A 257-nucleotide genomic window follows, 5' to 3' on the forward strand; every position below is an offset into this window, starting at 1 on the left:
CGGCCGACTGGGTGAAGATGGGCTTCAATCCGGCGGGCCTGCCGGAAGGCTTCCGCGGCTACGACGGCATCCTGACGGTGGTCGCCGGCATCCAGGCTGCGGGCAAGGCCGATCCGGAGGCGATCCGCGAAGGCCTCTGGAAGGTGAAGGCGCAGGGCCTCAACGGCGACATCACGTTCATCAAGCAAGGCCCGGCCGGCAAGGAAAGCGGGCAGAACGTGCCGAACGTTTACGTGATCAAGATCGACGGCGGCAAG

At 66.1% G+C, this 257-nt stretch carries 1 pseudogene; it reads left to right on the forward strand.

The features are described 5' to 3' along the window. Window positions 1-257: pseudogene (locus tag ACZ3GY_RS24360) on the forward strand (ABC transporter substrate-binding protein); the annotation flags it as partial.

Source organism: Pseudomonas sp. PME37.24/006 (assembly GCF_055556635.1).